Origin of the sequence: Halorubrum shenae (genome assembly GCF_051194165.1) — an archaeon.
Taxonomy (GTDB): Archaea; Halobacteriota; Halobacteria; order Halobacteriales; family Haloferacaceae; genus Halorubrum.
This window is the reverse complement of sequence record NZ_JBLZNI010000006.1, coordinates 45323-65783: the sequence shown is the minus strand read 5'-3', so window position 1 is coordinate 65783 and position 20461 is coordinate 45323. Positions and strand designations below refer to the sequence as shown.

The following is a 20461-nucleotide window of genomic DNA, read 5'->3' as shown; positions in this document are numbered from 1 at the left end:
CCGAGTCAGTCGGACTGGGCGACGCCCGACCCGTGTGACCCGTGTTCGCGGTGTTCGTGGCTCGTGTCGAAGCCGCCGCACATCTCGTAGAACACCGTTTCGGGGTCCTTGTTCCACTGCCACTTCCAGCGGGTCCGGACGAGCAGCGATATCTTGCGGGCGAACGACAGCTCGGGGGTGGTCGACACCGTGTCGTACCCCAGGTCCCGGATGAGCCGGTGGTGGTCCGCGTACAGCACCGCCGCGAGCAACACCGCGAGCTGGCAGTCCTCCGGGAGGTACTTGATCCCGGCGACGCCCTCCTCGTAGAGCCGCTCGGTCCGGGCGAGCTCCTCGCGGACCGCGGCCGCGACGTCGTCGTCGAACTCCAGATTCAGGATCTGCTCCTCGCTCACGCCGTGTCGCCGGAGCGTCTCCAGCGGGAGGTACACCCGGCCGCGCTCGACCACGTCCTCGCGTACGTCCCGGATGAAGTTGGTCATCTGGAACGCCTCGCCGAGCTTCGTCGCGTGGGGGAGCGCCTCCGCCTCGGCCTCCTCGTCGAGCTCCATGATCGCCGTCATCATCCGACCGACGGCGGCCGCGGAGCCGTCCATGTACGACTCCAGCTGCTCGTAAGTCTCGTAGCGGTCGGTGTCGATGTCGCTCGCCATCGCGTCGACGAACGCGTGTACGTCCTCGTCCGGGATGCCGTGCTCGTCACGCACCGAAGCGAACGCCGACAACACCGGATCGTCGGTCTCCATCTTGCCCAGGGCGGCTCGCCGGAGTTGGTCGAGTTCCGCCCGCTGTTCGTCCGGAGGCCCGGTGTCCTCGGCGTCGACGACCTCGTCCGCGATCCGGAAGAAGCCGTACAGCACGTACGTCGGGTGCCGGATCCGCTCCGGAAGCAGTCGGGTCGCGACGTGGAACGTCTTCCCGGTTCGACGTTGGATCCGCTTCCCCCGGGCAACCTGCGTTTTCTCTACCATGCTGACCTCTGACAGTCGGCAGGGAGGATCGAAAGCGGGTCGCCGCTCATAACATACAGGTCGGACCGCAAGAACATAACAGTTCGCACAGCGTAGTCCTGTGTCCGAGTGATGGGCTCAAGACCATCAGTAGAAGGTGTCCGAGCAGTCGTAGACGACCCCGTGTTCCGGACAGACGTACTTGCAGTGGCGGTGATACATCGGCGTCTCGCACAGGGGACAGGGACGTCCACCGGGACCTCCGGTTGACGCGCCCTCGGCATCGCTCATATCGAATTAAACGGGCGCCGCCGACTTGACATCTTCCATAACCGCTGTCCTCGACGGCACGGCGCGTCAGTCAAGCGTCGGCCAGACGTCGGTCAGGCGTCGGCGAGCGAGTCGTACACCGACTGCGCGACCGACTCCTCGCTGAACGGGAGCGTCACGACGCCGCCCCACTCCTCGTCGGTCAGCGCCGACACCGTGGCCTCGTCGAGATCGACCCGCCTGACCTCGGTCCCGTCGAGCGTCATCGACACCGCGAAGCGCTCCGGCTCGTCCGTCGCGCCGGCGTCCGCCAGCCCCGCCTGTAAGGCGTCGACCCCCGCGTCGCCGAGCGAGACGTACACGAGGTGTTCGTCGTCCTTCGCGATCACGCCTTGGACGCGGTCGAGGTCGCCGGCGTCGAAGAGCCGGTGGTCGCCGTCGCCGAGCAGCTGCGCCTCGAACGGGGCGTCCGGATCGACGGGAACGGATCCGGACTCGGCAGTTCCGTCGTCGCCGGTCCCGTCGTTGCCGGTCCCGTCGTCGCTGGTCTCGTCCGTCACCGAGGCGGCGCCGACGAACCCGACACCGCCGACCGCGAGCGCGGCCCCGACTCCGCCCAGCATGCCGCGTCGAGAGAGTTCCATGCGAGAGCCTCCCCGCCGCGGGTAAAAAGGGTTACACGCCGATTCACGCGGCTGATAACGAGCGAGGGTGGTTCACATGCTCGGAATATACGTCTCCGACTTCGATTTGAGGGGTACTTCGAGAAGCGCTTCGAGGAGTTCATCGCCGTTGTATCGGACTGTCTCGGAATGGGTGTCGAGATCGAACGCATCAATTGCGGCGAGTTTGGGAAGGTGGGTGTGGTGGAGGGCTATCGTCACGCGTCTGCAAACGCGATCGACTCGCGGGTCGCCGTCTCGCCGAACAGCCAGTCGGCGTGCTCGACCGCATACTCCCGGTGGTCCTCGGTGATGTACCCGAGCGCGTCCTCGACGACGACGGGCCGGTAGTCACGGAGTCCGGCGCTGCCGGCGGTGTGGAGCACGCAGACGTTCGCGAGCGTCCCGCAGATCAGGAGGTCGTCGACGCCGTGCGCGTCGAGGTACCCCTCCAGATCCGTCTGGTAAAAGGCGTCGTACGTGTGTTTCTCGACGACGTGGTCCGCCTCGCGCACGTCGAGGTCGTCGACGAACTCGGCCTCCCACGACCCCTCGACGACGTGTTCGCCCCACCGGTCGAACTCGTCGTAGTAGTGTGTCCCGTCGAACTGGTCGGGCGGATGCACGTCCCGGGTGTAGACGACGCTCGCGCCGGCGTCGCGGGCGCGGTCGACGAGAGCCGTCACCGGCTCGACGGCCGCCTCGCTCGGCTCGGCGTAGAGGCTCCCGTCGGGGTGACAGAAGCCGTTCTGCATGTCGACGACGATCACCGCGGTCTCGGTCGGCTCGTACGGCATGCGCGAGGGTTGGGCGCCCGGGCCCAAAAACGGCGGCACCGGTCGCGGGCCGGTGTCTCCACGGCGCCGCTCGCAGGCCGCTGCCGTTGCTGTGACCCGACCGACAAACTACTTACCGGGTCGGCCGTAATCGCACTTATGCGACGGGTTCTCACCCTTGCGTTCGTCGCGGCCGCGATCGCCCTCCTCTCGATCGGTGCCGGCGGGGCCGTCGCCGCCGGTCCGGCGGCTGCGATTCAGGGGGATACGCCAGCCAGCGCGACCGCCGCCGAGTGCGACGCCGGCGCCGGGACCGACCTCGTCGGCTGCTGGAACGGGACCCACTACGAGGACGACCTCTCGTTCAATCAGACGGACGGGCTGACCGAGTCGGAGGTAACGGCGCTGACCCACCTGACGATGGCCCGCGTCGAGCACGTCCGCGAGCGCCCCTTCCGCGGGGACGTACCGGTCGAGACGGTCACGCGCTCCGAGTTCATGAACGACTCCGCGAGCGGGGGCGCGGGCGGCTCCGACGCCGAGTTCCAGCGCTGGAACGACCAAGTGTGGAAGGCGCTGTTCGTCGTCGGCGAGGACGAGAACGCGTCCGACGCGATCGACACCGTCTACGGCGGCGCGGTCACCGGATTTTACTCCCCGAACGAGGGTCAGATCGTCCTCGTCGTCCCGGAGGGGGAGGACCCGCAGATCGACCCGTCGACGCTGGCACACGAGCTGGTCCACGCGATGCAAGACCAGTATCACGACCTCACGAGCCCCCGATACGTCGGCGCCACGCAGGACGCCGACCTCGCGGCCAGCGGGATCATCGAGGGCGAGGCGGTCCACATCGAGGAGGTGTACGACGCGCGCTGTGCCGCCAACTGGAGCTGCCTCGGCTCGCCTGACTCCGGCGGCGGGAGCGCATCGGCGTCCGATTACAACTTCGGCATCCTTCAGACCGTGCTGCAGCCGTACGCCGACGGCGCGTTCTACGTCGAGGCGCTCGTCGACGAGGGCGGGTGGAGCGCCGTCAACGAGACGATGAACGCGCCCCCGAACGCGACCTCAGAGGTGATCCACCGCGAGTCCGACTACCGGACCAGCGAGGTTACGTTCGAGGACACGGCGACCGGCGGGTGGGAGACGTACCCAGACCAAGGCGTCGACGGTGCCGAAACTGCCGGCGAGGCGTCGATGTTCGTGATGTTCTGGTACCAGAGCTGGGAGTACGACCACGCGGTGTTGGACCCGGACGCGACCGCTCGGGAGAACGTTCGGATCCACACGCGGCCGGACGAGCAGCTCCGGACCCGCATGAACTACAACTACGCTCACCCGGCCACCGAGGGCTGGGCGGGCGACGAGCTGTATCCCTACCGGAACAACCGAAGCACGGCCGACGGCGAGGACGGCTACGTCTGGGTGACCGAGTGGCAGACACCCGCCGACGCGACCGAGTTCCGCGAGACGTACCTGCGGATGCTGACCGCCCACGGCGGCGACGACTACGCCGCGGGCGAGGTGTACGAGATCGCGGACGGCGACTTCCGCGGGGCCTACGGCGTCGAACGGGACGGGACGACGGTGACGATCGTCCATGCACCCGAGCCGGCCGACGTGCTCGACCTCCGGCCCGGCTCCGACCTCGCACTCCCCTCGACCGACGGCGGGGGGGACGCGAACGGGACCGATGAAGACGGCGTCGACGACGGAACCGATAGAGGCGACGCGGACGGGACCAACGACGGCTCGGCCGCTCCCGACGCCGCCACCGACGACGGCGTGCCCGGGTTCGGTCCCCTCGTCGCGCTCGTCGCCCTACTCGCGGCGGTTAGCCTCGTCGCGCGCCGCGCGCGGCGCTGACCAGCTGGAGGCCGCCGGAAGCCGAACGCCCACCCGCTCGACCCGGGTGGCTTTTCCTCCCCGGCGGTCGAACCGTCGGGTATGACCGAGTTCGACATCGTCGACGCGGCCGCGATCCGTGACGGCCGGGCGACTGACGCGTACTTCGAGCGGACCGAGGCCTCCTTGGAACACGCGGGGCGAAACCCTCGCGTCGTCGTCGAGGTCACTGCCGACCAGTTCCCCGACGGCGAGTTCGAGCTGTTCGCCGGACTGAAGGACGCGATCGCGCTCTTGGAAGGACGCGATGTCGACGTCGACGCGATCCCGGAGGGGCGCCTCTTCGACGGCGGTCCGGTGATGCGGATCGAGGGGCCGTACCTCGCGTTCGCGCGGCTGGAGACCTCGCTTCTCGGCTTCCTGTCGCACGCGTCCGGGATCGCGACCGCCGGCCTCGACTGCCGGGTCGCGGCGCCGGAGACGCAGGTGCTCTCGTTCGGCGCGCGCCACGTCCACCCGTCGATGACCGCGATCGTCGAGCGCTCGGCGCTCGTCGCCGGGTTCGACGGCTTCTCGCACGTCGCCGCCGGCGACCTGATCGGTCGGGACGCGTCGGGGACGATGCCGCACGCCCTCTCCATTTGCTTCGGTCGGGGCGAACAGGAGGCCGCGTGGCGCGCCTTCGACGAGGCCGTCGACCAGTCGGTCCCGCGGATCGCTCTCTGTGACACCTACTCCGACGAGGTCGACGAGACCCTTCGCGCGGTCGACGCGCTCGGCGACCGGCTCGACGGCGTCCGGCTCGATACCACCGGCTCGCGCCGCGGCGACTTCCGGCACATCATTCGGGAGGTGAAATGGGAGCTGGACGCCCGCGGCCACGACGACGTCGACGTGTACGTCTCCGGCGGGCTCGGCCCCGACGACCTCCGCGAGCTCCGCGACGTCGTCGACGGCTTCGGCGTCGGCGGCTACGTCTCGAACGCCGACCCGGTCGACTTCGCGCTCGACATCGTCGAGGTTGAGGGGGAGCCGGCCGCCAAACGAGGCAAGCTCTCCGGCGCGAAAGCGGTCTACCGCACTGCTGACGGCGTCCACGCGGTGGGACTGGCGGACCGCTCGGGTCCCGAGGGCGCCGAGTCGCTCATGGAACCGGTGATCCGCGACGGCGACCTGGTCGCCGACGACCTGTTCGACCTCGACGCCGCGGCGGAGCGCGCGCTCGCCGACGCGGACGCGGTGGGGTACGGGGCGGTGTAGAACGAAACGTAGGACAGATTTGGGGAGGTCCTCCGTTTCCCGTCGTCTGCCCTCAGCGTGGGGGCCCGGTGGGTGTCGCCGGCCCGTCCGGCGACGCCCCGTTCGGTCCCCCTATGTCGCCGTCGAGAGCCTCGGGGTAGTCCTCCCCGAGGGCCGTCGCTGCGTGTTCGCCGCTGATGAGGCACATCGGCATCCCGATTCCCGGGCCCGTGAATGAGCCGACGTAGTAGAGCCCGTCGAGTCCGGCGCGATGGCCGGGGCGGAGCGGCCCCGTCTGGAAGAGGGTGTGCGCCAGCCCGAGCGCCGTGCCGTCCGGGTCGCCGTAGCGCTCGGCGAACTCGCTGACGCAGGCGGTCGTCTCCGAGACGATCCGGCCTCGGAGGTCGACCCCGGCGTGGTCGGCGAGGTCGGCCAACACCTTCTCGCGGTAGCGCTCGCGCACGTCCGGCCCGTCGTCGAGCCCCGGTGCGATGGGGACTAACGCGACGACGGCCTGGTGGCCCTCCGGCGCGACCGTCTCGTCGGTCTTGGAGGCGACGGAGAGGTAGTAGGCGGGGTCCTCGGGCCAGCGCGGCTCCTCGAAGATGGCCTCGAAGTGGTCCGACCAGTCGGTCGGTAGGACGAGCGAGTGGTGCGCGAGCGGGTCCACGTCGCCCTCGACCCCGAGGTACAGCATGTACGCGGAAGGGGCGTACGTGCGGTCGCTCCAGTAGCTCGGGTCGTGGTCGCGGTCGCTCGGGTCGAGCAGTTCCCGCTCGACGTACGCCGGGTTGGCGTTGCTGACCACGAGGTCAGTGTGTCGCGTTCCGGCGTCGGTCGCGAGTTCGAACTCGCCCGCCCGCCCGTCGATCGACTCCACCTCGACGCCGGTCTCGATCGTGACGCCGCGCTCGCGGGCGAGGTCGGCCAGCCCGTCGACGACCCCGGCGATGCCGCCCTCGGGGTAGAAGACGTTGTTGTTCAGGTCGACGTGGCTCATGATGCTGTACAGCGCCGGCGTGTTGTACGGCGACCCGCCGAGGAAGACGAGCGTGTACTCCAACAGCTGTTTGAGCTTCGGGTGATCGACGTACCGACCCACGTAGTCGTCCATGTTCCCGAACAGCCGGTAGCGCGGGGCCAGCGGCAGCAGGTCGGTGTCGACGTAGTCGCGGAGCCGGTCGCGGCCCTCGTACACCACCCGGTCCATCGCCAGTTCGTAGTTGTGCTCGGCGCGGTCGAGGTACGACGCGAGCGCGTCGCCGGCGCCCGCCTCGTACGACTCGAACACCTCGTGGACGTTCTCGCGGTTCGGCTCGATCGTGGCGCGGTCGCCGTCCTTCCAGAACACCCGGTACTGGGGGTCGAGCCGCTCGAGCTCGTAGTAGTCCTCGGGCTCGCGGTCGAAGTGGCCGAAGAAGCGCTCGAACACGTCAGGCATCAGGTACCACGACGGCCCCGAATCGAACCGGAACCCGTCTCGTTCGATGACGCCCGCGTGACCGCCGACCCGCTCGTGTCGTTCGAGCAGTTCGACATCGCCTCCCGCGTCGGCGAGGTACGCGGCCGCCGCGAGGCCGCCGAACCCCCCGCCGACGACGGTTATCGTCTGATCGCCGCGCAGCTGGTCCGCCATACACGATCGTTCGGGCCCCCGCGCCTTGTCAAGCGGTACCGTTCCCGGAGTGTGGGATCGCTCCCGATCGGTTTTTTTATGGAGTCCATACAGTCTATGAGATGTCTCTGACCGTTCGAAAGCGCGTGTGGCGGTCGGTCGGCGGGGCGAGCGCTCACCCGTCTATCGGACTCTCGCGGGCGGCGCTCGCGGCGCTTATCGTCGGATTCGGCGCGCTGGCGCTCGCCGGAGTCGCCGTCCCGATCGAGGCACAGATGATCGTCTATCTCGTGGGGATGATCGCGTTGAACCTCCCCCACGGGGGGTACGAACACTTCGAGAACCTCCGGCGACGGCGCCCGTCCTTCCGCTGGCGGTACGTCGCCACCTATCTGGTCGCGATCGGCGGCTTCGTCGGACTGTTCCTGCTCGCGCCGGTCGCCGGGCTCGCGCTCGCGCTGGTCGTCGCGATGGCGAAAGGCGGGATCGGCGGGGTCCGCGTCCTCGATGCGACCGTCGGGACCGACCACCTTCAGACGCGACCGCAGCGCGCGCTCGCCGCCGCGGTCCGCGGCGGGGCCGTCATGTTGGTCCCAATTGTGTTCCACACCGACACGTTCTACGCGTTCAGTACACTCATGGTCGGGCTCGTAGACTCGGGAGCGCTCGCGGGCGCGGGCGGACGGCTTGAAGCGATCAAAACGGTGATCCTCGTCGGCTACGGCGCCGCGCTCGTCGTGCACATCGGGCTGGGGTACATCCGCGGCGGCGGACGGTCGTGGCTCGTTGACGCGGGCGAGAGCGTCCTCCTCGCGGCGTACTTCGCGGTCGTCCCGGTCCTCGTGGCCGTCGGGCTTTACTTCCCGTTCTGGTACTCCGCCAGACAGGTCGCACGGACGGCGACCGTCGATGCCGAGCCCGTCGGCGACGACGAGTGGGACCTCGTGGGCGGAGACTCCGTCTCGGCGGCCGCGCTGCGCGCGTGGGCGCTGATGGCGGCCGGCGCGTTCGCCACCTTCGTGGTCGTCGCCGCGCTCTACGTGGCGTTCCCGAGCCCGTTCGCGGGGTCGGGGCTGCTCCCCGGCGCGGTGGCGTTTTGGAGCGTCTCGATCAGCATCATCGCGCTCCCACACGTCGTCATCGGCGACCTCTTGGACGCCGATCGAGGTATCTGGTACGTCCCGTGACGGAGCGGTGAGTCTCGGCGAAAAAGGGAATCGGTCTGCCGGTTCGTTCGGCCGTTACAGCTCTTCGACCGCACCGCCGTCGGCGCGCTCTCGGAACACCTGTCCCTCGATGAGCGTCACCATCGTGTCCTCGTCTTCCCACGCGTTCGGCGCGAGCTTGGCCTTTCGGCAGGCGCGCGAGAGGAACTCCGTGCCGGACCAGCCGTTCTCGACGGGGACCGTCGGGTAGAGCCAGCCGTGCGAGTTGCCGCCGTCGACCGCGACGCCGTGGGTGCCGATCTCCAGGTCGGCGAGGGGGTCGTTAGTGAGTACCGTGTTCGAAACGATGAACACGGAGACGGTGATGTTGTCGAGCTCCTTGGGCTCGACCTCGGAGCCGCAGGAGTCGCCGGAGGCGGCCTTGATGGCGGCCTCGACGATCGCGTGACCGAGCTGGTCGGAGGTCTCCCACGCGCCGGCACAGCCGCGGAGCCGGCCGCGTCCCCTGGTGGACTCCAGTCGGACGAACGCTCCGGTTCGGGCGTAGAACGCCTCGCGCATGCTTCCGGGTTGTTCACGTTGTCCGTGTCGGACGAACGACTCGACCGCTTCCCGCGCGAGTTCGACCGCTCGTGCACCGTCGTCATACGACAGCTGAACGGTCTGTGCCTCGGACATGTACATCCATTACGTTGCTGACGACTTGAACGCTTCCCTTGCGAACCGGTAGCACGATACCCCGTCGACGCGCCCGGTCTCACCCCGATCGTGTGGCGGATCGGGACGCGATCTCGTCGGGATCTCCGCTCCCCGAAGCGTCCGACCGAATCGCTTATTCGCCGCCGCGGACAACGCTGACCCGGACAGAGGGAGCCCGACTCCCGTGCCTCTGGCATGAGGAAAGTCCCCCCACCGGCCGGACAGGCGACCGGGCACACGCCCGGAGTCGGAGACGGCTGGCTCTGGAACAGCAACGACACCCCCCACCCCGACCCGTGATTCGTGCGAACCGACCCGCAAGGGAAGGGAGTTAACCCGATGAGGGCGCGTGGCTTCGCCACGTTGGCGTGGCTTCGCCACGTTACAGACGGGTGGGAACGGATGGAACGGCGAATCCTCGCCGGTGCAAGTCCGCGCCATAAGGTAGTCCGGCCACGGCGCGGACGCTTAGCCGAATGTCGGGATGAACCGAAGGGGGCTTACTCCCCTCAGTCCGCTTTCGTCATCGTGAGTTGTGAGTGTCGCTATTGGCGTCTTCAGTTATAAACCGGACCGTGGGTAGGCGTCCGATCTCTCGCGGTCGGCCGGCGGTGGCGTATCGGTGGTGACTTCCAAAGCCCCAGCCGCGACGACTCGCGCGTGCTCCTCGGGGCCGCCGAGGGCGGCCACTCGGAGGCACGCGCCACCGAAGCGTCTCGATCACTTATAAACAACGTGAGATGCCAGAGATGCCGATCGCGGCGTCATCTCCTGCGTTCGTTGCCGACGCCATCGCCCGCCTACAGCCCGAGAAGCGCCGCGCCCGCCTGTCCCGCGCCCTCCATCTCGGGGCCGTAGGTGATGGCGATGTAGGCGATCGTCAGGAGGAGGCTGTTGTACAGCCCGTGCATCGCGGCGACGACGACGAGGTTGTCCGTGTACTCGTACACCACGCCGAAGATCAGGGTCGGGATGAACAGGATACTGATCGACGTTATCACCGCAGTCACGCCCCCGGTGTATGAGATCACGTGAGCGGGCGCGAACACGGACGCCGCGAGGAGGATGGCGGGTACCACGGAGAGCGCTTCCCGGGCGCGACTCTGGATGACGCCGCGGAACAGGATCTCCTCGCACGGTCCCACGACGAGCAGCATGGCCGCGATCATGACCGGGATGATCGACGGGTTCTCCAAGGTCGTCTGGGCGCCCTGGTTAGACGCCGGCTCGGTCCCGAACTGTAACGCGATCGAACCGACGACGAGCACCGTGACGACCAGGACGATCGGCCCAATTACGGCGATCACGGACTCGACGACACTCGGCCGCCGGATGCCGAGGTACGCTGCCATCTCCTTCCGATCCATCCCCCGCCATCGCAGGTAGCCGAGACCGACGCCGACGAACCCGACGGCCTGCCCGACCACGAACGGCAGGACGAACGAGGCCAGGAGCGACGGTTGCCACCCGCTGAACGTCGAGACGACGTAGACGGTGCCCCCGACGACCGTGGTGGCGACGAGTAGGCCCAGAATGCCTGCGATGCCCAGTCCGAAGGCGACGCCGACCGTCCGTAGCGGGGAGGCTCCGTCCTTCTCGTCCGACGGATCGGCGGTGTCGACCATCGTGCGGGCGTCACCGGCCTCGCCGTCGCTGGCAGCGGCGTCCGCCCGGCCGTCGCGCTCTCGCCTGTCGTCACCGGAGTTGGCGTCGAACTCGGAGGGATCGCTCATTGGATCCCGTACGGACCGATCGCCCAAAGACCTGTCCGTCGTTCCCGTCGCCGGGTACCGGTGACCGCTTTCACCCCCGGTCTCGATCCCGGCTCACCGATACAACAGCTCGTACCACAACACGGCGGTCACCGCGCGTCCGTCGCGGAGCCCCTCGTCGACGACGGCTTCGAGCAGGTCGTCGTACGGCACCGTCTCGACGGCGATCGACTCGTTGTGGTCGAGATTCCGCTCGGCGGTCGGCTCACAGCCGGTCGCGAGGAAGTGGTGGTGGACCGCGTTCGCCATCCCGTTCGTCGGCTCCACCGTGGTCAGGCGCTCGAAGGAGTCGGCCTCGTACCCGGTCTCCTCGGCGAGTTCGCGGGCGGCGGCCCGCTCGAGGTCGTCGGCGTCCTCCGGCTCGACCGACCCCGCCGGGAGGCCGCGGTTGACCCGGCCGACGGCCTGTCGCCACTCGTCGATGACGACGACATCGCCGTCGGGCGTCAGGGGGAGCACCACGACCGCCGGCGCCTCGTCGACGTAGTGGTACCCGTCGGCCTCGCCGTCCGGGAAGCGCACCTCGTCGCGGCGCACGTCGAAGCCGGGACAGCGGTAGTCGATGTCGGTGTCGAGCGTCTCCCACGCCAGATCGTCCATGCGTCGGAGTCGGCGCTCGGGCACGTAAATCCCCGGACTCGGCGGTGACGTGCCGGCGACGGACTCCGGGAGCGGTCGGGCGAGCGCTCACGACCAGTCGCCCAGCGACGCCTGGCCGTCGGCGGTGCGCCGGTCGGCCTCCGCCTCGTCGTCTGCGTCGGCGGCGTCCGGCTCCCCATCGACCCAATCGGTGAGCTTTCCACCGTCGCCGTCGGTGGCGGCCGACCGCGTTTCGGACCCCCGGTCGAGGTCGCGTTCATTGCTCCCTCCCCCGTCGAACCCGCCGAGTGTCGCCTGATCGCTCTCGGCGAAGTCGAGCTTCGAGACGCGCACCCCGAGCTTCCGGACCCGGTCGCCGGCGAACTCGTCGAGGAGGTCCAGCGCCACCGACTCCACGAGGTCGGGGTCGTCGACCGGCCCGGGGAGGCTCCGGGCGCGGGTGTTCACCTCGTAGGGGGGCTCGACCGCCTTGATCCCGATGGTGCGGTACAGACACCCTCGCTCGCGGGCGCGGCGGGCCACGTCTGCGGCCAGCGCGCGCACCGTCTCGCGCTTGCGCTCATCGTCGGCCGTCGCCGACAGCGACGACTCCCGCGAGAGGCTCTTCGGGAGTCCCGTCGGCGTGACCTCCCGGTTGTCGTCGCCGCGGGCGCGTCGGTACAGCTCCCGACCGCGCTCGCCCAGCTCGTCGGCGAGCCGGTCGGGGTCGGCGGCGGCGAGGTCACCGGCAGTCTCGATCCCCAACTCTGCTAGCGTCCGCTCTGTCACCGGGCCGACGCCGTGGACGTCGGCGGTCGGCAGCGACGCGAGGAAGGACTCGACCTCGCCCGGGGGCACGACGACCAGCCCGTCCGGCTTGTCGGCGTCGCTGGCGACCTTCGCGGTCGACATGTTCGGCGCGACGCCGACGCTCGCGGGCACCCCGGCCTCGCGCTCGATGCGCTCTTTGACGTGTCTGGCATACCCCTCCGCCAGCGTCCGGACCTCGGCGGGGCCGGCCGCGTCGCTCTCCCCGGCGGCGGCGTCCCACGCCGTTCGATCGGTGACGTCGAGGTACGCCTCGTCGACGCTCACCTCGCGGAGCACGTCGGCGCAGTCGCGGAGGACGGCTTTCACGTCGCCCGCGACCTCCTTATAAAAGTCGAGTTCGACGGGGAGGTAGTGACCCGCCTCGTCGGGATCGGGCGCGTCCGGGTCGTCGGGGTCGGCGTTCGTCCGTCGCGGGAGCAGGTCGAGCGCTTCCGATATCGGCATCGCGCTCTCGACGCCGAACGCGCGGGCCTCGTAGCTCGCGGTCGCGACCGCGCCGATCGTCTCGCCCGCCTCGTACCCCATGCCGACGACGAGGGGCTCGCCTTCGAGCTCGGGCCGCCGCAGGCGTTCACAGGAGGCGTAAAAGCAGTCCATGTCGACGTGGAACACGACGCGGTCGCTCCCCTCGGTGTCGTCGGTGTCGGTCCCGGGGAGCGTGCCGCCCGCCATCGCCCGAGGCTCCGCGCCGCGCGCCCTTAAGAATCAGCCACGCGCGGCGGTAGTGGACCCCGAGCGTTTCGACGCCGACCCTCCAACCGCTGCCGTCGACACCCGATAGTTCTCGCGAGAGATACTCAGGCCGACATTCGTTTATCTGGAGAGATTCAAACCCATGCCATGTCCAAACGGATCGACGTGTTGCACGTCGACGACGACCCCTCCGTGCTGGACCTCACGGAGGCGTACCTCGAACGCGAGCTGGAGTCCGTCTCGGTGACGAGCGTCACGGAGCCGTCGGCCGCGCTCGACGCCCTCGACGGGGACGAGTTCGACTGCGTCGTCAGCGATTACGACATGCCCGGAACAAACGGGTTGGAGCTCTTCGAGACGGTTCACGCGGCGCACCGACGCCTCCCGTTCGTCCTCTACACCGGGAAGGGGTCGGAGGAGATCGCCAGCCAGGCGCTCAACGCGGGCGTCACCGGGTATTTCCAGAAGGGAGGTCCCGAGCAGCTCCGCCGGCTCGCGAACCGGGTCGAGCAGGCGGTCGAAGAGCATCGGACTCGCGAGATCGCGGACCGGTACTCGACCGTCATCGACGCGCTCGGCTACCCCGTCTACGTCGTCGACGAGACGGGGACGTTCGAGTTCGTCAACGAGCCGTTTGCAGAGCTGACCGGCTACGACCGCGAGGAGATCGTCGGAAGCAAGCCGGGACTCATCAAGGACGACGCGACGGTCGACGAGGCCGAAGACCGGCTCGGGCGGATCCTTTCGAGCTCCGGCCCCGACGTGCTGCACTTCTCGGTCGACATCGTCCCGAAGGAGGGAGAGCCGATCCCCTGCCGGGACCACATGGCCGCGCTTCCGTACGAGGGCGATAAGTTCGAGGGGAGCGTCGGGATCCTCCGCGACGTCTCGGACGAGGCGGAGCGGCGCGAGGAGCTGGAGACGAAGACGCGCGCGCTCGACGAGGCCCCCGTCGGCATCACGATCGCCGACCCGGACCTCCCGGACAACCCGATGGTGTACGTCAACGACCGGTTCGTCGAGATGACCGGCTACGACCGCGACGACGCGCTCGGCGTCAACTGCCGGTTCCTGCAGGGAGCGGACACCGAGGAGGAATCGGTTACGAAGCTCCGTGAGGCGATCGACGCCGAGGAGTCGGCAAGCGTCGAGCTGTTGAACTACCGGAAGGACGGCACGCCGTTCTGGAACCGCGTCAGCGTCGCGCCGATCTACGACGGCGACGGGGCGGTCTCGGAGTGGGTCGGCTTCCAAGAGGATATCACGGCGTTCAAACAACGGGAGGCGGCGCTCGAGCGCCAGAATGAACGTCTCGACGCCTTCGCGGGCATCGTCTCGCACGACCTCCGAAACCCGCTCAACGTCGCGCAGGGGAGAGTCGAACTGGCACGGGAGCTGACGGACGACTCCGAACACCTCGACACTGCGGTCGACGCGCTCGATCGGATCGAGACGATCGTCGGGCACACGCTCACGCTCGCCCGCGAGGGCGAGACTGTCGGCGACGCGAAGCCGGTCGCGATCGCCGAGGTCGCCGCCGACGGCTGGGAGACGGTCGACACCGGTTCGGCGTCGCTGTCGGTCGAGGCCGACGGCGAGGTGTTAGCCGACCCGGACCGGCTTCGGAACCTGTTCGAGAACCTCGTCTGCAACAGCGTGGAGCACGGCTCCACTGGCAGCCGGGCGGAGCCCGGCGACAGCGTGGAACACGCCGGCGACGACGTGCAGATCCGCGTCGGCGACCTCCCTGACGGGTTCTACGTCGAGGATGACGGCTCCGGAATACCCGAAGCCATCCGCGACAACCTCTTCGAACCGGGAGAGAGCGGGACCGACGGCAACACCGGCTTCGGGCTGGCGATCGTCCAAGAGATCGCCACGGCTCACGGGTGGACCGTCGAAGCGGTCGACGCGACAGACGGCGGCGCGCGCTTCGAGATCAGCGGCGTCCAGCGCCCCTCGGCGCTGGAGTAGCCTCTCGCGTCGAAACCGCGATACCGCACTCCGCCGCCGCGGAGCGAAAGCGGATCGATCCCCGGCGTTCGCAAACGCCTTTGTGCTCGCGGGTGAACCTAATTCTGATGGGGTTGCTCTCTGGCGTCGCCGACACCGACCGGCGAGTGATCGTGCTCGCGCTCGCTCGGATGGTCGGCGCCGCCGGCAACTCCTTTCTCATCGTCGTCCTGCCGCTGTACATCGCGAGCGACTTGGTCGACATCGAGTCGCTCCTCGGGACGGCGGTCGGCGTCGGCGCGGCCTCGGTGACCCTGACCGAGCCGCTGCTCATCGGGCTCGTGCTCTCGCTGTTCGGCTTTCTCAACAGCCTTTCACAACCCCTCACGGGCCGGCTCTCGGATCGGACTGGCGCGCGCCGCCCCTTCGTGTTGGCCGGGATCCTCCTGTTGGGGACCGCCAGCGGGCTCTACACGATCGCGGACGCCTACTGGCAGCTGATCGCGCTCCGCGCGGCGCAGGGGTTCGGCGCGGCGCTCATCATCCCGGCGACGGTCGCGCTGGTCAACGAGTACGCCGCGAGCGACGCCGACCGCGGCGGGAACTTCGGCGTGTACAACACGTTCCGGCTGATCGGGTTCGGCTTTGGTCCGGTCGTCGCCGGCGTCGTCGTCCAACGAGGCCCCTACGATCTCTCCGCGATCGGACTCCCCGTCCTCGACGGGTTCGACGCCGCGTTCGCGGCGGCCTGTGCCGGCGCGTACCTCAGCTTCGCCCTCGTCTTCCTCCTCGTGCGCGACGCGGCCGAGGCGAGCGAGGCGAGCGACGACCTCTCGATCCGCGTCCGGGGGGAGCGGCACCTGCTTGACCCGGTGTTCGCACTCGGGCTGGCGACGGTCGCGATGGGGATCTGCATCGCGCTGTTCGCGACCCTCCAAGCTCAGCTGAACGCTCGGCTCGACCAGCCGCCGGTGTGGTTCGGCCTTCAGTTCGGGGCGGTCACGGTCGCGAACGTCCTCTTTCAGGTGCCGATCGGACAGGCCAGCGACCGGATCGGGCGCCGGCCCTTCCTCTTGGCCGGGTTCGCGCTGCTCGTACCGACGACGCTCTTGCAGGGGATCGTCACCGGATCGGCCGTGATGGTGCTCGTCCGGTTAGCGCAGGGAATCGCCGTCGCGTGCGTGTTCGCGCCGTCGCTGGCGCTCGCCGGCGACCTCGCGAAGGAAGGCCAGTCCGGGACGACGCTGTCGGTGCTCACGATGGGGTTCGGCTTCGGGGTCGCTGTCGGGCCGCTGGCGTCCGGCTGGCTCGTCGGCTTCGGGTTCGTCGTCCCCTTCGCCGTCGGCGCCGCGCTCGCCGCGATCGCGCTCGTGGCCGTTGTATCGCAGGTGGAGGAGACGCTCGAGACGGACGACGACCCAGCGGACGCGGCAGCGGACTGACGGCGGGCAGTAGATTTTTATAAGCGATAGGCTGTGTCTGTGGAAGCGTTCTCTGCCCGGCACGTGATCGCTTATAAGTCGCCAACGTGCCAACCCCCTCGCGTGTCCCGCGATCGCGTCCACTGCGTCGACTGCCGGGAGCCGATCCCGAGCGACGCGCGGATCTGTCCCCACTGCGAGACCCTCCAGCCGTCGCCGCTCCTCGATGTCGGCGTCGTCGTCGCCGGCGTGTTCGCGTTCGTCATCGGCGTCGTTCTCGCGCTCATGACGCTCGGGACGACCCGCGTGCTCGGGCTCGGGCTGATCGTGGTGGGATTCGGTCTCGCCGTCGGCGGCTACACTCGGTACATCGACCGACAGGCCGGGCGTCGGGGGCGCTGAGGGCGTTAGGGACGGTAAGCGCGCCGGTCCGACTCCGCCGCTACCGACATTCTCGTCTCGCGACCTTTTAAGTCCGGTCGGGCTCCACGTCACGGCATGATCACGCCACTCTCCGCCGGACTCGTCGTCGCGGGGCTCCTCCTCGCGTTCGTCGGCGCCGCGGTCTCCGTCTACGCCGTCACGCTGACCGGGGTCCTCGTCGGCGCCGGCGCGGGCTATCTCGCCGCGCCGAGCCTCGCCGGGCTGATCGCGGTCGACGGGCTGGTGCTGGCCGGCGTGGCCGCTGCGCTCGGCGCCGCGGTCGGCGGGTTCATCGCGTACGCCGGGCTCTCCTTCGCGGTCGTCGCGATCGGCGGGCTCGTCGGCGGCTTCGCCGGGCGGTTCGCGGTCGGACCGATGTACGCGGCCGACGCGGGCGGGATCGAGGGGACTCTCCTCTTGGTCGGCGCCACGCTGGCCGGCGTCGCGGTCGGCGCGCTGTTCGGATTCGTGCTGAGCCGGACGACGCTCGTCGTCTCGACGGCCTTTATCGGCGCGGCGTTCGCGTCGCGGTCGATCACCCCTGCGACGCTGGACGCGACGACCGCGCAGATGTCGGTCGAACCGCTGTTGTTCGACGTGAGCGCGCCCGCGTTCCTGGCCGTGTTCGCCCTCGGTGCGCTCTCGCAGCTCGGGCTGTTCAAGTTCGGCTACGTGACGAAACTCGTCGGTCTGCTCCCCGGCGCCCGCCGGTGGACCGCGAGCAACGACAAGGACGGCAAGGGCGCTGAGGGCGCCTGATCGCGCTCACTCGTACTCGTAGAACCCCGCTCCCGTCTTCTTTCCGAGGTCGCCGGCCTCCACCTTGCGCTTGACGAGGTACGCCGGCTTGTAGCGGTCGCCGAGTTCGGCGTGGAGCGTCTCGCTGGCGTCTAACACCACGTCGAGCCCGATGTGGTCAGCGAGTTCGAGCGGCCCCATCGGGACGTTCGTGCCCAGCGTCATCCCGCGGTCGATGTCCGCCTTGTCGGCCACGCCCTCGTCGAAGGCGCGAACGCCCTCGTTGATCCACGGCATCAGGATCCGGTTCGTGACGAAGCCGGGCTTGTCGTCGGCCTCCCACGTCTCCTTGCCGAGGTCCTCGGCGAGCGCGTGCGCGAAGTCGACGACAGCGTCCGCCGTGCGCTCCCCGACGACGACCTCCACGCCGTCCATGATCGGCACCGGGTTCATGAAGTGGAGCCCGATCACGTCGCTCGCGCGGTCGGTGGCGCTCGCGATGGTCGTGATAGACAGCGTGGAGGTGTTCGTCGCGAGCACCGCGTCGTCGTCGGTCACGTCGTCGAGGTCGGCGAAGATGTCCTTCTTCACGTCGAGGTCCTCGACGGCGGCCTCGACGACCACGTCCGCGGCCGCGAGGGCGTCGAGGTCGGTGGTGCCCTCGATCCGGTCGCGGATCGCCTCGGGCTCCTCGTCGAGTCGGTCCTTCTGGTCGAGCCGGGCGAGGCTGTCGTCGATCCCCTCGAGCCCGCGCTCGACGTACTCCGGCTCGATGTCGCGCATCACGACCTCGTAGCCGGCCGTCGCCGCGACCTGCGCGATCCCGTTGCCCATCGTGCCGGCCCCCACCACGCCGACGACGTCGATCTCGGATAGTTGCCGCATGCGGGACGCTGTCGCGGCGGCGGTGGTAAGTATTGCGACTCCGCTGACGCGGCTTGCGCTCCGTCCAGGGGTGTGCAGAATTAACTATTTGAGTAGTAATTATAGTGGTGATAGATCGGTCGTTAGAGCAGGCGAGGAGGGCCGTATATGCGGTCTCTAACTCGGTGTGGGAGCTTGAACGACCATAGTGTTTTTTACCGATGTAACGGGAGTATGAACTGATGCTTCCCCACGCCGCCGACAACATCTCTCGGGACGGTAAGTCGCTCATCTTGGCGTACGACCATGGACTCGAACACGGACCGGTTGATTTCGATCCGAATCCCGACACAGCAGACCCCGAGCGGATATTCGACCTCGCCACTCACGAGGCGGTCACCGCGCTGGCCGTCCAGAAGGGGCTCGCCGAGGCGTACTACCCGGATTACGAGGACGACGTAAATCTCCTGTTGAAACTCAACGGGACCTCGAACCTCTGGATGGGCGAGCCCGACAGCGCGGTGAACTGCACGGCCGAGTACGCAGCCGGGCTGGGGGCTGACGCGATCGGATTCACCGTGTACGGCGGTTCGAACCACGAAATCGAGATGGCCGAGGAGTTCCGCGAGGCACAGGAGGGCGCTCGCGCACACGACATGGCCGCGGTCATGTGGTCGTACCCCCGTGGACAGGGACTCCGCAACGACGGGAGTCCCGACACGATCTCGTACGCGGCCCGGCTCGGCTTGGAGCTCGGCGCCGACGTGGTGAAAGTGAAATATCCCGGCTCCGCCGAGGCGATGGGGTATGCGGTCGAAATGGCCGCTCCCGCCAACGTCGTGATGTCCGGCGGGACGATGCGCGACGATAAGGCGTTCCTCCGGAACGTCGCGAACGCTATCGACGCGGGTGCGACCGGGCTCGCAGTCGGCCGGAACGTCTTCCAACGCGACGACCCCGAGCGCATCCTCGACGCGCTCGAGGCCGTCGTCTTCCAGGAGGTCGAGCCGGACGAAGCGATTGCGATCGCCGACGACTGATGACGGAGACTAACCCGATCGTCGAGGCGATCTTCGACGCGGTCGCGGCCACGGCTCCCGAGATCCGAGCCGCGCTCCCCGGCCGGCGCGTCGAGAGCGGGACGGAGAACGCCTCCGGCGAGAGCGTGATGGCCGGCGACCTGTACGCCGACGAACTGCTCGCGGACGCGCTGACCGCGGTCGACGGCGTCGGCTCGTTCGTCAGCGAGGAGCGCGAGACGGCCGTCGACGCCGGCGGCGGGGTCGGCGAGGGTGCGTACGCAGTCGCGATCGACCCCCTCGACGGCTCCTCGAACCTCCGGTCGAACAACGCGATGGGGACCGTGGTCGGCGTGTACGACGCCCCGCTCCCCGCCACCGGACGCGACCTCGTCGCCGCCGGCTACGTGCTCTACGGTCCGATCACGACGATGGTCGTCGCCGACGAGAACGGCGTTCGCGAGGAGGTGATCGAGGTAGAATCCGACGGCGACGACGTCTCCCGCTCGGTCGTCGAGGACGACCTGACGCTTCCCGATGACCCGCTCGTGTACGGGTTCGGCGGGCGCGTCCCGGACTGGCCCGGCGAGTTCACCGCCTACGCCCGCGAGATCGAAGACGAGCTGAAGCTCCGGTACGGCGGCGCCATGGTCGGCGACGTGAACCAGGTGCTCACCTACGGCGGGATCTTCGCCTACCCCGCCCTCGTCGACGCGCCAAGGGGCAAGCTCCGGCTCTCCTTCGAGGCGAACCCGATCGCCTACATCATCGAGCGGGCCGGCGGGGCGGCGACCGACGGCAAGATCGACATCCTCGATGTCGAGCCCGAGGGGGTTCACGACCGCGTCCCGCTGTACGTCGGCAACGAGGGGCTGATCGAGCGACTGAAGGCGGCGTTGGACTGATCGGTCGGTTCGTGGCCCTCCGCCCCTGACTCACCGATCCG

Annotated in this window: 19 protein-coding genes, 1 other RNA gene and 1 pseudogene; 10 read left to right on the top strand and 11 right to left on the bottom strand. The window is 68.8% G+C overall.

What is annotated here, in order from left to right; genetic code table 11:
* Positions 1–5 precede the first annotated feature (5 nt).
* From ACNS88_RS09070 to ACNS88_RS09050, 5 genes and pseudogenes are all read right to left on the bottom strand, one after another.
* Positions 6–971 (bottom strand): phytoene/squalene synthase family protein, encoded by a 966-nt coding sequence (locus ACNS88_RS09070; RefSeq protein WP_435096152.1) that lies wholly within the window; start codon positions 969–971, stop codon positions 6–8.
* Between the two features lie 126 nt (positions 972–1097).
* Complete coding sequence (locus ACNS88_RS09065; RefSeq protein WP_435096149.1) at positions 1098–1241, bottom strand: HVO_2523 family zinc finger protein; 144 nt, start codon at positions 1239–1241, stop codon at positions 1098–1100.
* 92 nt (positions 1242–1333) lie between these two features.
* Positions 1334–1864: a hypothetical protein gene (locus ACNS88_RS09060; RefSeq protein ID WP_435096146.1), complete on the bottom strand. Its 531-nt coding sequence runs from the start codon at positions 1862–1864 to the stop codon at positions 1334–1336.
* Positions 1865–1936: 72 nt separating this feature from the next.
* Positions 1937–2161, bottom strand: a pseudogene (locus tag ACNS88_RS09055) (DUF7344 domain-containing protein); the annotation flags it as partial.
* The gene (locus tag ACNS88_RS09050; RefSeq protein ID WP_435096143.1) at positions 2101–2679 is read right to left on the bottom strand and encodes a cysteine hydrolase family protein; all 579 of its coding nucleotides are present in this window, start codon (positions 2677–2679) and stop codon (positions 2101–2103) included. The gene ACNS88_RS09050 and the pseudogene ACNS88_RS09055, both read right to left, overlap by 61 nt.
* Positions 2680–2817: 138 nt before the next feature.
* Here ACNS88_RS09050 and ACNS88_RS09045 point away from each other — a divergent pair, with 138 nt between their 5' ends.
* Both ACNS88_RS09045 and ACNS88_RS09040 read left to right on the top strand, forming a co-directional pair.
* Positions 2818–4524 (top strand): Hvo_1808 family surface protein, encoded by a 1707-nt coding sequence (locus tag ACNS88_RS09045; RefSeq protein ID WP_435096140.1) that lies wholly within the window; start codon positions 2818–2820, stop codon positions 4522–4524.
* A gap of 81 nt (positions 4525–4605) precedes the next feature.
* Positions 4606–5763, top strand: a complete 1158-nt coding sequence (locus ACNS88_RS09040; RefSeq protein ID WP_435096137.1) for a nicotinate phosphoribosyltransferase — start codon at positions 4606–4608, stop codon at positions 5761–5763.
* A 52-nt stretch (positions 5764–5815) separates the two neighbouring features.
* On the opposite strand, the gene crtID is transcribed toward ACNS88_RS09040, so the two are convergent.
* Complete coding sequence (gene crtID / locus ACNS88_RS09035; RefSeq protein WP_435096134.1) at positions 5816–7378, bottom strand: bifunctional phytoene desaturase/3,4-desaturase; 1563 nt, start codon at positions 7376–7378, stop codon at positions 5816–5818.
* Between the two features lie 101 nt (positions 7379–7479).
* Between crtID and ACNS88_RS09030 the strand changes: the two genes are divergently transcribed.
* Positions 7480–8544 (top strand): Brp/Blh family beta-carotene 15,15'-dioxygenase, encoded by a 1065-nt coding sequence (locus ACNS88_RS09030; protein ID WP_435096131.1) that lies wholly within the window; start codon positions 7480–7482, stop codon positions 8542–8544.
* A 54-nt stretch (positions 8545–8598) separates the two neighbouring features.
* On the opposite strand, the gene ACNS88_RS09025 is transcribed toward ACNS88_RS09030, so the two are convergent.
* Positions 8599–9201, bottom strand: a complete 603-nt coding sequence (locus ACNS88_RS09025; RefSeq protein ID WP_435096128.1) for a TIGR00296 family protein — start codon at positions 9199–9201, stop codon at positions 8599–8601.
* Positions 9202–9385: 184 nt separating this feature from the next.
* On the opposite strand from ACNS88_RS09025, the gene rnpB reads away from it, so the two are divergent.
* Positions 9386–9737: RNase P RNA component (rnpB, locus tag ACNS88_RS09020), an RNA gene on the top strand.
* A gap of 285 nt (positions 9738–10022) precedes the next feature.
* On the opposite strand, the gene ACNS88_RS09015 is transcribed toward rnpB, so the two are convergent.
* From ACNS88_RS09015 to ACNS88_RS09005, 3 genes are all read right to left on the bottom strand, one after another.
* Complete coding sequence (locus ACNS88_RS09015) at positions 10023–10955, bottom strand: CPBP family intramembrane glutamic endopeptidase (protein ID WP_435096125.1); 933 nt, start codon at positions 10953–10955, stop codon at positions 10023–10025.
* Positions 10956–11048: 93 nt separating this feature from the next.
* Positions 11049–11594 carry an NUDIX hydrolase gene (locus tag ACNS88_RS09010; RefSeq protein WP_435096122.1) on the bottom strand — a complete coding sequence of 182 codons (546 nt, stop codon included), beginning with the start codon at positions 11592–11594 and terminating at the stop codon, positions 11049–11051.
* Between the two features lie 87 nt (positions 11595–11681).
* A complete protein-coding gene (locus ACNS88_RS09005) occupies positions 11682–13076 on the bottom strand; it encodes a DNA polymerase Y family protein (protein WP_435096119.1) in 1395 nt (464 codons plus the stop codon).
* Positions 13077–13244: 168 nt separating this feature from the next.
* Between ACNS88_RS09005 and ACNS88_RS09000 the strand changes: the two genes are divergently transcribed.
* The 4 genes from ACNS88_RS09000 to ACNS88_RS08985 all read left to right on the top strand — a co-directional run bounded on the left by ACNS88_RS09000 (position 13245) and on the right by ACNS88_RS08985 (position 17653).
* Positions 13245–15071 carry a PAS domain-containing protein gene (locus ACNS88_RS09000; protein WP_435096116.1) on the top strand — a complete coding sequence of 609 codons (1827 nt, stop codon included), beginning with the start codon at positions 13245–13247 and terminating at the stop codon, positions 15069–15071.
* Positions 15072–15178: 107 nt separating this feature from the next.
* The gene (locus tag ACNS88_RS08995) at positions 15179–16492 is read left to right on the top strand and encodes an MFS transporter (protein ID WP_435096113.1); all 1314 of its coding nucleotides are present in this window, start codon (positions 15179–15181) and stop codon (positions 16490–16492) included.
* Between the two features lie 102 nt (positions 16493–16594).
* Complete coding sequence (locus ACNS88_RS08990; RefSeq protein WP_435096110.1) at positions 16595–16873, top strand: zinc ribbon domain-containing protein; 279 nt, start codon at positions 16595–16597, stop codon at positions 16871–16873.
* Positions 16874–16969: 96 nt separating this feature from the next.
* On the top strand, positions 16970–17653 hold the full coding sequence (locus ACNS88_RS08985; protein WP_435096107.1) for a phosphate ABC transporter permease: 684 nt from the start codon (positions 16970–16972) through the stop codon (positions 17651–17653).
* 6 nt (positions 17654–17659) lie between these two features.
* Here the strand turns inward: ACNS88_RS08985 and ACNS88_RS08980 are convergent, their stop codons facing one another.
* Positions 17660–18517: a 3-hydroxyacyl-CoA dehydrogenase family protein gene (locus ACNS88_RS08980; RefSeq protein WP_435096104.1), complete on the bottom strand. Its 858-nt coding sequence runs from the start codon at positions 18515–18517 to the stop codon at positions 17660–17662.
* Positions 18518–18738: 221 nt separating this feature from the next.
* Between ACNS88_RS08980 and ACNS88_RS08975 the strand changes: the two genes are divergently transcribed.
* Both ACNS88_RS08975 and ACNS88_RS08970 read left to right on the top strand, forming a co-directional pair.
* Entirely contained in the window at positions 18739–19536 is a 798-nt protein-coding gene (locus ACNS88_RS08975) for a class I fructose-bisphosphate aldolase (RefSeq protein ID WP_435096101.1), read from the top strand.
* Positions 19536–20420: a class 1 fructose-bisphosphatase gene (locus ACNS88_RS08970; protein ID WP_435096098.1), complete on the top strand. Its 885-nt coding sequence runs from the start codon at positions 19536–19538 to the stop codon at positions 20418–20420. The genes ACNS88_RS08975 and ACNS88_RS08970 overlap by 1 nt, the downstream gene beginning before the upstream one ends.
* The last annotated feature ends 41 nt before the right edge of the window (positions 20421–20461 follow it).